The following is an 11,946-nucleotide window of genomic DNA, read 5'->3' as shown; positions in this document are numbered from 1 at the left end:
TGTCCTAAGCCAGTATTTCCACCACCGGCTGGACATAGCTGCGGAACAGCTCGGGCTGGCCCATCAGCTGGTGGCTCATGATGATTTTGTCCGGTTCAAGGTACCAGGCGCGCTGCTCATTCAGCGGCAGCTCGATGATGGTCAGCTTGAAGTCGCGGGCGTCCCGCCCTACCTCCAGCAGCCTGTCATCAACCATGTCCTCCAGCAGCTGGTCTGTACCGATGGCAGCCCGCTCTGCTTCCAGCTCGGCGTATTCGCTCCTGCGCTCCCGCGCCCAGGTGAGGGCAGACCCGAAGTGCGCCTGCAGTACACGCTGCAGCGCGGGCGAATTGCCAAAGGCCTCAAAATCAGGCGGCGACAGTTCCGGCGACGTCTGGGGATGGGCCTTCAGTAGCTGCGCCCACCAGGCCTCCCACTCGGTTTTAAGCCCGCTCAGGCCGCCAACATCGGCAGTGAGGTGGGAATGGTCTGCAGGGCGGATTTTGGGCGCTGCGTGGGACAGGGCCGGGTGGCCGGCGCCGTCCAGCCCGGCTGCATCGCGGACGTACAGGGCGATCATCATGGGTCCGGACGTGTCGGTGGTGATCTGCCAGCCGGAACCGCCTGTTTGGTGCATCCGAAATCCTTCCCTGGCGCGTTGTGACCGGGCCTGTTGATCCGGTGTCACGCCCCCGGTTATCAGTCTATTCCCCATGCTCGGCGACGTTAACGGCAGTCACGCCGCAAGCCCGTCCAGGTGCCGCTCCAGCACCTCCCTGCATATGCCGGCTGTCATCCAGGCCGGCTGGAGCAGGGCATGCATACACAGTCCGTCGAGGGTCGCCAGGAGCCTCTCGGCCTCCACCACCAGCACTTCCTCAGGTTCACCGGCAGGCATCAGGGTAGTGACGGCGCGTCCCATCATGGCCGCGACTTCCCGGTGGCTGCGGTCGGCCTCCGCTGCAAGGAAGGGCCTGATCCTGGCGGCGTTCCGAAAGGCCATCCAGACACAGGCCTCCACAGCCCGCCGTTCATCAAGCGGCAGCAGTTCGCCCAGGAGTGTTAAAACCGCCTCCCGGTGTTCAGGGCTTGCTGGCGGGTTCTTCTCCAAGGCGGGCAGGGCTTCAACCAGCCTGGTAACGATATGGTCGACGACGGTGGCAAAGGAGTGGGTGAGCAATTCCTCGCTTCCCGCGAAGTAGTGCCTTACGGACCCGACGGCGAGCCCCGCCTCGTCTGCCACTTCCCGGAGCGACGCTTTTTCCAGCCCGTCCACTGCGATGATCCGCCAGACCGCTTCGACCACGTCCTGGCGCCGGGCTTCGGCATTGACAATTTTAGGCACCCCATTTTTTAACACACTCGTGCTCAATAAAGCGTCCGCCCCGCCGCCAGTACCGTAAACGCCCGTCATGCTGCCCGTTATCCGGGACACAACGGCGGCAGCCCGCCGAGTTGGGATAGCGTTGGAGGCATGAAAATACTGGTCACAGGGGGAACCGGCTACATCGGTTCCCACACTGTTCTGTCCCTGCAGGAAGCCGGCCATGACGTGGTGGTCATCGACAACCTCGTCAACTCCAGCGAAGAGTCGCTCCGCCGGGTTGCGGAACTTACCGGCAAGACAGCAGAGTTCCACAACGTCGACCTCGTGGACGAAGCCGCCGTGGAAGCTGTGTTTGCCGGCGACACCATCGACGCGGTGATTCACTTCGCCGGGCTGAAGGCCGTGGGCGAGTCAGTCCGCGAGCCGCTCACCTACTACTACAACAACCTGGTGGGCACCCTGAACCTCATCCGGGTCATGGACCGGCACAACGTCCGCTCCATCGTCTTCAGCTCCTCTGCCACCGTCTACGGCGAGCACAACCCCATCCCCTACGTGGAAAAGATGGAGATCGGGGCCAACAACCCTTACGGCCGCACCAAGGAACAGATCGAGGACATCCTCTCGGACCTGGGTGCAGCCGACAGCCGCTGGCATATAGCCCTGCTGCGCTACTTCAACCCCGTGGGGGCGCACCCCTCCGGCCGGATCGGCGAGGATCCCCAGGGCATCCCGAACAACCTCGTGCCCTTCATCGCCCAGGTAGCGGTGGGCCGGCGCGAAAAGCTCATGGTCTTCGGCGGCGACTACGACACCCCGGACGGTACGTGCCTGCGCGACTACATCCACGTCGTCGACCTTGCCGAAGGCCACGTGGCCGCACTGAACCATGTGGCGGACCGCGCCGGTGTGTTCCGCTGGAACCTCGGTTCCGGCAAGGGCTCCTCGGTGCTGGAGGTCCTGCGCTCCTTCGAGAAGGCAGTGGGCAAGCCAATCCCGTACGAAATCACGGGCCGCCGCGCCGGCGACCTGCCGGCATTCTGGGCCGATGCCACCTCCGCCTTGGCAGACCTCAGCTGGTCCACCACCAAGACAGTGGATGAAATGTGCGAGGACCACTGGCGCTGGCAGAAAAACAACCCCCAGGGCTACAACTCCTGATTCCCAGGACAACGAAACGGCCGCCCACCTACTGGAGGTGGGCGGCCGTTTCGTTGTTGTGGGGCCACGCTGGCGAGGGCCCCGAACCGTGGATCCGCTTCGGCGAGGGACCCGACCCGAGCTTGCGAGGGTCGGGAGCCGGAGTGGCCTTACGAGGTTTGGGAGCCGGTGGGGATCAGCGGACCGGGTAGTCGCGCTCCGGCTCACCGATGTAGAGCTGCCGCGGGCGGCCGATCTTGGTGTTCGGGTCGCTGATCATCTCGCGCCACTGCGCGATCCAGCCGGGGAGGCGGCCGATGGCGAAGAGCACCGTGAACATCTTTTCGGGGAAGCCCATGGCCTTGTAGATGAGGCCGGTGTAGAAGTCCACATTCGGGTAGAGCTTGCGCTGAATGAAGTAGTCGTCGTTCAGCGCCTTCTCTTCCAGGCGCAGGGCGATGTCCAGCAGTTCGTCGTTGCCGCCGAGCTTGGTGAGGATCTCGTGGGCGGTGGCCTTGACGATCTTGGCGCGCGGATCGTAATTCTTGTAGACGCGGTGTCCGAAGCCCATAAGCCGGACGCCGTCTTCCTTGTTCTTGACCTTTTCCATGTAGTCCTCGGGTTTGGTGCCCTCGGCCTGGATCTGGCGGAGCATCTTCAGCACAGCCTCGTTGGCGCCGCCGTGGGCAGGCCCGAACAGCGCGTTGATGCCGGCCGAGACGGACGCGAACAGGTTGGCGTTGGAGGAGCCCACCAGGCGCACGGTGGAGGTGGAGCAGTTCTGCTCGTGGTCCGCGTGCAGGATGAGGAGCAGGTCCAGCGCTTTGGCGACGACGGGGTCAACCTCGTACTGCTCCGCCGGCAGGCCGAAGCTGAGGCGGAGGAAGTTCTCCACGAGGTTATGCGAGTTGTCCGGGTACAGCATGGGCTGGCCGATGGACTTCTTGTGTGCGTAAGCCGCAATGACCGGGAGCTTGGCCATCAGGCGGATGGTGGAAACTTCCACCTGCTCGGCGTTGAAGGGATCCAGCGAGTCCTGGTAGAACGTGGACAGCGCGGAAACGGCCGAGGACAGGACGGGCATGGGGTGCGCGTCGCGGGGGAATCCGCCGAAGAAGCCCTTGAGCTCTTCGTGCAGCAGCGTGTGCCGGCGGATCTTCTGGTCGAATTCGTCCAGTTCGGTGGGCGTGGGCAGGTTGCCGTAGATCAGCAGGTAGGACACCTCAAGGAAGCTGGAGTGCTGTGCCAGCTGCTCGATGGGGTATCCGCGGTAACGCAGGATGCCTGCATCACCGTCGATGTAGGTGATAGCCGAAGTTGTGGCTGCTGTGTTCATGAAGCCGGGGTCAAAGGTGACTGCGCCCGTCTGCTTCAGCAGTTTGGAAACGTCGTAGCCTTCGTTTCCTTCAACAACCTGGATGCGCGGCAGCTTGAGCTCGCCTCCTGCGTGGTGCAGGGTCGCAGCATTGTTGGTCTCAGTCATGGAGTCCCCTTCATGAGGCGTCTGGGCCTCTGTCGAAAGCTTGATCCAACATCAGGTGAGCCGCGCACGAAGCCTGAGAACACAGGTTCCAACACCCGGGCTGCCTTCTTGTAGAAAGCCACCATTGATAGTCACTTAAAAAGCTACAGCCCCTTGGCGGGTGCCACTAATCCGGGACGTTCAAAACTGGCCTAAAACCAGCCCGATGTGGCGCGAGTCACAGCATTGTTACGATGTGGCGGCCAGCCGGGCAACGGCGGCGTCGATCCGTTCGTCGGTTCCGGTGAGGGCAACCCGGACATAGCCGTTGCCGGCCTCACCGTAAAAGACGCCCGGGCCCACCACGATGCCGCGCTCTGCCAAACGCGCCACAGTGTCCCAAGTGCCCTCCCCCGCCGTGGACCAGAGGTACAGTCCGGCGTCGGATTCCTTGATTTCCAGCCCAAAGCCGAGCAGCGCCGGAACCAGCCGTTCGCGGCGTCCGCGGTACAGGTCCTTCTGGGCTTCAACGTGTGTGTCGTCGCCCAGTGCCACCCGCATGGCCTCCTGCACCGGATAGGGCACGATCATGCCAGCGTGCTTGCGGCTGTTCACCAGGTTGGGCATCAGGTCCGGATCGCCGGCCACAAACGCTGCCCGGTAACCTGCCAGGTTGGACTGCTTGCTCAATGAGTACACGGCAAGCAGGCCCTGGTGGGATCCGCCGGCAACCCGGGGGTCCAGGATGCTCGGAACTGCCTGGCCGCCGCGCTGGACGTCCCAGTCGCCCCAGCCAAGTTCGGCATAGCATTCGTCCGAGGCCACCACGGCGCCGATGTCCCGGGCCTGGGCCACCAGTGCCTTCAAGGAGTCGATTCCCCGCACGCTGCCGGTCGGGTTGCCCGGTGAATTGACCCAGATCAGCCGGACGCGGGAGCGGGTGGCGTCGTCGAGTTCGTCCAGGTTGTCGGTTGCAACGGACGTAACGCCGGCGAGGGTGGCGCCAATATCGTACGTGGGGTAGGCAACCTTGGGGCGCACGACGACGTCGCCTGGCTTCAGCCCCAGCAGCAGCGGCAGCCAGGCCACGAGTTCCTTTGAGCCCACCGTTGGCATGACGTTGCGGGGATCAAGACCGGCCACGCCACGGCGCCGTTCAAACCATCCTGCGATGGCTTCCCGGAGCGCGGGGGTGCCGTGGACGGTGGGGTACCCGGGGGCATCCGCGGCGGCCTTCAAGGCGTCCTGGATCAAGGCGGGAGTGGGATCCACCGGCGTGCCGATGGACAGGTTGACCGCCCCGCCGGGATGCCTGGAAGCCGTGGCGAGATACGGCGCCATGGCCTCCCACGGGTAGTCGGGCAGGTCAAGGCCGAACGTATTCACTGCTGCGGTCACCAATCCTGCCTGCGTTAGTGGTCTTGGTTCTGCGGCGGCAGCGCGGCGATCATGGGGTGGTCCTTGCCCGTGTTCCCGACCTTGGCGGCACCGCCCGGAGAACCGAGGTCGTCAAAGAACTCCACGTTGGCCTTGTAGTAGTCGGCCCACTCATCCGGGGTGTCATCCTCGTAGTAGATGGCCTCAACGGGGCATACGGGCTCGCATGCCCCGCAGTCGACGCATTCGTCCGGATGGATGTACAGCGAACGCTCACCTTCGTAGATGCAGTCGACGGGGCATTCTTCAATACATGCCTTGTCCTTGACATCTACACACGGCTGCGCGATTACGTACGTCACGTCCCTGGCCTCTCCACGTTGGTTCCGGCGACCCGCCGGTTCTTGCATCCGGCAACTATGGCCGGACCCTGACATCTGAGCCTATTATCTCCCGGCCCGTTCCCGCGAACCTAGCCGGTGGCCTTGTGTGAAGCCCTTTAGTATGAAGTGGTGAACCTGCCCGCCCCCACACCTGCCGGATTCCTTGCCGCCGCCGCACCTGGCACCCGGGTGGTGGTGCGCTACCGCATCGACGGCGGCTTCACGGACGCGTTGGGGCACCTGGTGATGTGCGACGGCGGTGCCTGCACCGTCCGTACGCGGCAGGCCGACGTCGTCATCCCCCTGCGCGAGGTTGTGGCAGCCAAGGAAGTCCCGCCTGCACCGGAGCCGCGGCGCCGGGCCGCGCCCTAAGGGCATCTCACTGCGCAGGGACTGCCTCTGCGGGTGGAACCCGGGCTTCAGTGCGCAGGCCGGTACGTGGCAAGGGCCTGATGCACCATCCGCACGAACTCCCGGGGCTCGCTGAGCAGCATCTCAAAGGTCACACGAAGGGTGGGAACCCCCCGGACAACAGTCAGGTTCCACCGCCGTCTGTCCTCCCGGTACGCTGCCCGGCTGCTGTGGTAGGCGTAACCGTCCGTCTCAATGCCCAGCAGGCCGTCAACCAGGAGGTCCACATGGCCCATCCCGGGGATGTTGGCCTGCAGCTCCACCGTTAACCCCGCCTCCTCCAACAGATATCGGGCCATGGTCTCGATGATCGACCCGGACTGTGGCCGGATTCTAGCAACCAGCCCCAGCAAGGCCTTTTCCCGTGCAGCCGGGAACCGGCAGCGCAGTTCTGAAAGGTGAACCAACCCCTTCTTAACTGCAGATTCCGCGATGGTCAGCCCCTCCAGCGGCGGCAGGCAACGCAGAGCTTGGCACACAAGATCCAGGTGCGTCAGTGGAACGCCGCTTCGATGCACCACGCAACCCTCAATCGGCTTCCCGTGCCGCGCAGCAAGGTGCGGCTTGTCAGGCCTGTGGACGACCCACAGCCCTGCTGCAAAGGCGGCTGTGACGCAGCCTGGCACCGCATGATGGCGGCCCGCATGGATTAGCCAAGGGTCGGCGTCGGGCAGTGCATACACGCCACGCGCCACCCTTTGGACGGACGCGTCAAGCAAACCCGCTTCAATGTTCCGGCGGAAGAGACCGGCCTGCGTCAAAGAGCTGGTGCTTGCAACTCCCCCCATTTCGGCCAGCGCATCAGTGATAGTTCGCATAAGGGCATGCTGCCCGCTCCGGGAAGACGGCACAGCCGCCGGGAACGCCTATGTGGACAACCGCCGAATGCAGTGCAGGCGGAGTTCGGTGCGCACGGAGCGTCCCAGCGCATCGACGGCGGGAGTGAGTGCGCAGGCCAAAGCGGGCCGGCTGCGCCCCACCTCTCAGGAGGCAAAGAAAAAGCCGGGACGACGGCGGGAAATCCGCCTGCCGTCCCGGCAGTTTCATTGGCCTTCAGGGCCGTTGTTGCTAGACCTTTGCGCGGGCGCGGTTCGCCTTGGCGCGCTCGTTGGTGTCCAGGATCACCTTGCGGATGCGGATGGACTCCGGGGTCACCTCGACGCATTCGTCCTCGCGGGCGAATTCGAGGCACTCTTCGAGGGTGAGATCGCGCGGGGGCGTCAGGTTCTCGAAGGTGTCGGAGGAGGCTGCACGCATGTTGGTGAGCTTCTTTTCCTTGGTGATGTTGACGTCCATGTCGTCGGCGCGGGAGTTCTCGCCGACGATCATGCCCTCGTAAACCTCAGAGGTGGGCTTCACGAAGAAGGAACCGCGCTCCTGGAGGTTGATCATGGCGAACGGCGTTACAACACCGGCGCGGTCGGCGACCATGGAACCGTTGGTGCGGTACTCGATGGGGCCGGCCCACGGCTCGTAGCCCTCGGAGATGGAAGCTGCGATGCCGGCGCCGCGGGTGTCCGTGAGGAACTTGGTGCGGAAGCCGATCAGGCCACGGGCGGGAACGATGAATTCCATCCGGCACCAGCCGGTGCCGTGGTTGGCCATGTTGGTCATGCGGCCCTTGCGTGCGGCCATGAGCTGGGTGACGGCGCCGAGGTACTCTTCGGGCACGTCGATGGTCATGTGCTCCATGGGCTCGTGGATCTTGCCGTCGATGGTCTTGGTGACAACCTGCGGCTTGCCCACGGTCAGCTCGAAGCCCTCGCGGCGCATCTGCTCAACGAGGATGGCCAGGGCCAGCTCGCCACGGCCCTGTACTTCCCAGGCGTCGGGACGCTCGGTGGGGAGAACCTTGATGGAGACGTTACCGATCAGTTCCTTGTCCAGGCGGTCCTTCACCTGGCGGGCCGTGACCTTGGCGCCCTTGACCTTGCCGGCCAGCGGCGAGGTGTTGATACCGATGGTCATGGAGATCGCGGGATCGTCCACGGTGATCAGCGGCAGCGGCTGCGGGTTCTCGGCGTCGGTCAGGGTCTCACCGATGGTGATGTCCTCAATACCGGCGACGGCGACGATCTCGCCGGGACCGGCGGATTCGGCCGGGACACGGTCCAGGGCCTTGGTGGCCAGCAGTTCGGTGATCTTGACGTTCTTGAGCTCACCGTTGGCACGTGCCCAGGCAACGGTCTGGCCCTTGCGCAGGGTGCCGTTGTAGATGCGCAGCAGTGCCAGGCGGCCCAGGAACGGCGAGGCGTCCAGGTTGGTGACGTGCGCCTGCAGCACACCTTCCGGGTTGTAGGTGGGAGCCGGAATGTGCTCAATGATGGTCTTGAAGAGCGGCTCCAGGTCCTCGTTTTCCGGGGCGGTGCCGTCGGCGGGCTGCTCCAGGGACGCGCGGCCAACCTTGGCGGCAGCGTAGACGACGGGAACCTCGAGGATCTTGTCCAGGTCCAGATCCGGAACTTCGTCGGCCAGGTCGGAAGCCAAGCCCAGGAGGAGGTCCATGGACTCGTGGACGACTTCCTCGATGCGGGCATCGGGACGGTCGGTCTTGTTCACCAGCAGGATGACCGGCAGGTGTGCGGCCAGGGCCTTGCGGAGGACGAAGCGGGTCTGCGGCAGCGGGCCCTCGGAAGCGTCAACGAGGAGGACGACGCCGTCAACCATGGACAGGCCGCGCTCCACCTCGCCGCCGAAGTCGGCGTGGCCGGGCGTGTCAATGACGTTGATGGTGATGGTCTCGCCGTTGGAGGACGGACCGTTGTAGGCCACCGTGGTGTTCTTGGCCAGGATGGTGATGCCCTTTTCGCGCTCCAGGTCACCGGAGTCCATCACGCGGTCTTCAAGGTGGTTGTGCTCGGCAAAGGAGTTGGTCTGCTTGAGCATGGCGTCGACCAGGGTGGTCTTGCCGTGGTCAACGTGGGCCACAATCGCGACGTTGCGGAGGTCACTGCGTGATGCAGTGGCTACCGCGGTGTTGGTGGTGGTTTCAGACATGCGTAATGGCTCGATTCAGTGGTGAAAGTCAGCTGTTGTATCGCGACATTTCCAACTGGAACGCACGACGGATCAGGCCCTTAGCACAGGGCACCTTCCCCAAGTCTAGCCTCTGTGCCATTTATTGGCCTAAATTTTTCCGGCGGCGTGCGGGTCCCAGCGCACCCCGGCGTTGCGCCGCAGCAGAAATTGTGGGCAATATCACTGGCCATACAGGTTGGTATGCCACATGATTGCTCTGACAGACCGTGCAAGCCCGAAAGACACCAGATGCGCAAAGCCTCGCCTGCGTTGGCCCAGACCCGTTCCGCCGCGTCGGGCGGCATCGCGGTTATTGCCTTATCTGGTGTTCTGGCCCTCGCCGGATGCGGCCTGTCCGGACATGCCCTTGGAAATCCTCTTCCGGCCGCTGCGGCCGCCGGTCCCGAAGGAGCACCCGGCGGGCAGGTGCGTGCCGGCTTCCCCGTCCTGAACGCCGCTAATGGGCGGTTCGAAGCCGTTGTCCCCGATATCAGCAAAACCGTCCTCCTGATCGGGGATTCGCAGTCGGAACCGGCAGACGGCTGGCCCCGCCAAGGCCTCTCTGCTGCCGGGTACAAGGTGTACTTCGGCGGGAAGGGCGGCACCGGATTCGTGTCAGCCAACGGGAGGACAGGCAACTATATCGACGCCCTCCTGCGGGGTGACTGGCTGATTCCCTCCGGTACTCCCGCGCTGATCGTTATCCAGGGCGGCGGCAATGACGCCTCCAGCGGGGCATCCGACAGCCAGATCACCGGCAATGCCGGTCGGTTAATTGCAGAGTTGCAGGCACGCTATCCGGGAACCCCGATGGCGATGATAGGAACCCTGGCCCGGGGCGAAAACAACGGGGGCGGCCGCCGCACAGAAGTTGATGCCCTGCTGGGATCGGTGGCCGCCGCGCATGGCCTGCCCTTCGTCTCCGTGGGCGACTGGCTCACCAGGTACGGCCTGGCCAAGGACCTCACCGATGCCGTGCACATGAATCCCAGCGGCCGGCAGGCCCTCGGCGCGCTCCTGGAGCGCAGGCTGCGCGACCTGGGCCTGGAGCGTAAGCCGGCTATAGTGCAGGGCGAAAGCAGTTGGAGCCGGAGCCGGCAGGCTCCGGCTCCAACCGGTGAATAAGAAGGGCTGCTAAGCCACTTCCGGCGGCAGCATCAGCTTTGCACCGGGGATGGCGTTAAGCAGTGCCTGTGTGTACTCCTGCTGCGGTGCATCGAAGACGTCGTCCGTTGATCCGGTCTCCACCAGACGCCCCTTCTCCATTACGCAGACGTGGTCCGCGATCTGCCGCACCACCGCGAGGTCGTGGGTGATGAAGAGGTAGGTCAGCCCAAGGTTGGACTGAAGGTCAGCGAGCAGATTCAGTACCTGGGCCTGGACCAGCACGTCGAGGGCGGAAACTGCTTCATCACAGATGATGACTTCAGGATCCAGGGCAAGTGCGCGCGCAATGGCGACGCGCTGCCGCTGCCCGCCGGAGAGCTCGTTCGGGTACCGCTGCATGGTGGATTGCGGCAGCGCCACCTGGTCCAGCAGTTCACGGACCTTTTTCTCCCGGCTGGCCTTGTTCCCGATCTTATGGACCCGCAACGGCTCCTCGATGGTCCGGAAGATGTTGTACATCGGGTCCAGGGAACCGTAGGGATCCTGGAAGATGGGCTGGACCCGGCGCCGGAACTTGAACAGCTCCGAAGGCTTCAGCAGCGAGGTGTCCACGCCGTCGAAAAGGATCTTGCCGTCGGTGGGTTTCTCGAGCTGGAGCACCATCTTGGCCACGGTGGACTTGCCGGAGCCCGACTCCCCCACGATCGCCGTCGTGGTTCCCCGGAGGACGTCGAAGCTTACGCCGTCCACGGCCGCGAAGTCCGACGATTTCCCCAGGCCCTGCCGAAGCTTGTACACCTTCCGCAGGTCCTGGATCTGCAGGACGTTGTCGGCAGCACGTGCCACGGCGGCCGGAGCGAGCAGATCAGCCGCTTCCACGCCCTGTTCCTTTGCAACCTGGATCCTTCGGCTTGCCAAGGAGGGCGCAGACTCGACGAGCCGCTTTGTGTAGGGGTGCTGCGGGTTCTGCAGCAGCTCCAGCGACGGCCCCGACTCCACCACCTGCCCGCGGTACATCACCACAACCTTGTCCGCGCGCTCAGCCGCGAGGCCCAGGTCGTGGGTGATCAGCAGGACAGCTGTGCCCAGCTCGGAGGTCATGCCTTCGAGGTGGTCCAGGATCTGCCGCTGCACCGTAACGTCCAGAGCTGACGTGGGTTCGTCGGCGATCAGCAGCCTCGGCTGGCAGGACAGGCCGATCGCGATCAGGGCCCGTTGGCGCATTCCGCCGGAGAACTCGTGGGGGTACTGCTTGGCGCGCCGGTGGGAGTCCGGCAGCCCGGCTTCGGACAAGACCTTGGCGATGTCCTCGGGGCCACTCGGACGCCCGTTGGCCTGCAGCGTTTCCTTGACCTGGTAGCCGATTTTCCACACCGGGTTGAGGTTGGACATGGGGTCCTGGGGCACCATACCGATGGTGTTGCCGCGCAGTTCGATCATCCGCTTTTCGGGCGCGTGCGAGATGTCTTCGCCGTCCAGCAGGATCTGTCCGCCGGAGACCCGCCCGTTGCCGGGCAGCAAGCCAATGGCAGCCAGGGCGGTGGTGGACTTTCCGGACCCCGACTCGCCCACGATGGCCACGGTTTCACCCGGCATGATGGTCAGGTGCGCGTTGCGGACAGCCTTGACTTCGCCGTTGCTGGTGTTGAACGTGATGGCGAGGTCGCGGATTTCCAGCAGCGGCCGGTCTGCGGGTGTTCCGGCTTCGGTGATAGTGACATCGGATGTAGTCACGTGTGCCT

11 protein-coding genes are annotated in these 11,946 nt (G+C 64.4%); 3 read left to right on the top strand and 8 right to left on the bottom strand.

Annotated features, from left to right (window positions below; all coding sequences use genetic code 11):
* Positions 1-4: 4 nt before the first annotated feature.
* Complete coding sequence (locus G6R19_RS03000) at positions 5-616, bottom strand: hypothetical protein (RefSeq protein WP_163162140.1); 612 nt, start codon at positions 614-616, stop codon at positions 5-7.
* A gap of 99 nt (positions 617-715) precedes the next feature.
* Complete coding sequence (locus G6R19_RS02995) at positions 716-1,324, bottom strand: TetR family transcriptional regulator C-terminal domain-containing protein (RefSeq protein ID WP_163162138.1); 609 nt, start codon at positions 1,322-1,324, stop codon at positions 716-718.
* Between the two features lie 129 nt (positions 1,325-1,453).
* Here G6R19_RS02995 and galE point away from each other — a divergent pair, with 129 nt between their 5' ends.
* On the top strand, positions 1,454-2,467 hold the full coding sequence (gene galE, locus G6R19_RS02990) for a UDP-glucose 4-epimerase GalE (protein ID WP_163162136.1): 1,014 nt from the start codon (positions 1,454-1,456) through the stop codon (positions 2,465-2,467).
* 175 nt (positions 2,468-2,642) lie between these two features.
* On the opposite strand, the gene G6R19_RS02985 is transcribed toward galE, so the two are convergent.
* The 3 genes from G6R19_RS02985 to fdxA form a co-directional block, all read right to left on the bottom strand.
* Positions 2,643-3,929, bottom strand: a complete 1,287-nt coding sequence (locus G6R19_RS02985) for a citrate synthase (RefSeq protein WP_163162134.1) — start codon at positions 3,927-3,929, stop codon at positions 2,643-2,645.
* A gap of 228 nt (positions 3,930-4,157) precedes the next feature.
* On the bottom strand, positions 4,158-5,306 hold the full coding sequence (gene dapC / locus G6R19_RS02980; RefSeq protein WP_163162132.1) for a succinyldiaminopimelate transaminase: 1,149 nt from the start codon (positions 5,304-5,306) through the stop codon (positions 4,158-4,160).
* Between the two features lie 14 nt (positions 5,307-5,320).
* Complete coding sequence (fdxA, locus tag G6R19_RS02975) at positions 5,321-5,647, bottom strand: ferredoxin (RefSeq protein WP_050685972.1); 327 nt, start codon at positions 5,645-5,647, stop codon at positions 5,321-5,323.
* Positions 5,648-5,797: 150 nt separating this feature from the next.
* Here fdxA and G6R19_RS02970 point away from each other — a divergent pair, with 150 nt between their 5' ends.
* Complete coding sequence (locus G6R19_RS02970; protein ID WP_163162129.1) at positions 5,798-6,040, top strand: hypothetical protein; 243 nt, start codon at positions 5,798-5,800, stop codon at positions 6,038-6,040.
* A gap of 47 nt (positions 6,041-6,087) precedes the next feature.
* Here G6R19_RS02970 and G6R19_RS02965 read toward each other — a convergent pair whose 3' ends face one another.
* Both G6R19_RS02965 and typA read right to left on the bottom strand, forming a co-directional pair.
* Positions 6,088-6,378: a hypothetical protein gene (locus G6R19_RS02965; RefSeq protein WP_163162127.1), complete on the bottom strand. Its 291-nt coding sequence runs from the start codon at positions 6,376-6,378 to the stop codon at positions 6,088-6,090.
* A 769-nt stretch (positions 6,379-7,147) separates the two neighbouring features.
* Positions 7,148-9,076, bottom strand: coding sequence for a translational GTPase TypA (gene typA, locus G6R19_RS02960; RefSeq protein WP_163162125.1), 1,929 nt, complete (start codon positions 9,074-9,076; stop codon positions 7,148-7,150).
* A gap of 270 nt (positions 9,077-9,346) precedes the next feature.
* Here typA and G6R19_RS02955 point away from each other — a divergent pair, with 270 nt between their 5' ends.
* Entirely contained in the window at positions 9,347-10,222 is an 876-nt protein-coding gene (locus tag G6R19_RS02955) for an SGNH/GDSL hydrolase family protein (RefSeq protein ID WP_163162124.1), read from the top strand.
* Positions 10,223-10,231: 9 nt separating this feature from the next.
* Here the strand turns inward: G6R19_RS02955 and G6R19_RS02950 are convergent, their stop codons facing one another.
* Complete coding sequence (locus tag G6R19_RS02950; protein ID WP_163162122.1) at positions 10,232-11,938, bottom strand: ABC transporter ATP-binding protein; 1,707 nt, start codon at positions 11,936-11,938, stop codon at positions 10,232-10,234.
* Positions 11,939-11,946: the final 8 nt, after the last annotated feature.

Source organism: Arthrobacter sp. Alg241-R88 (assembly GCF_900537115.1).
Classification (GTDB): Bacteria; Actinomycetota; Actinomycetes; order Actinomycetales; family Micrococcaceae; genus Arthrobacter.
Note: the sequence above shows the minus strand (reverse complement) of the source record. Positions and strands in the feature narration are given on the sequence as shown.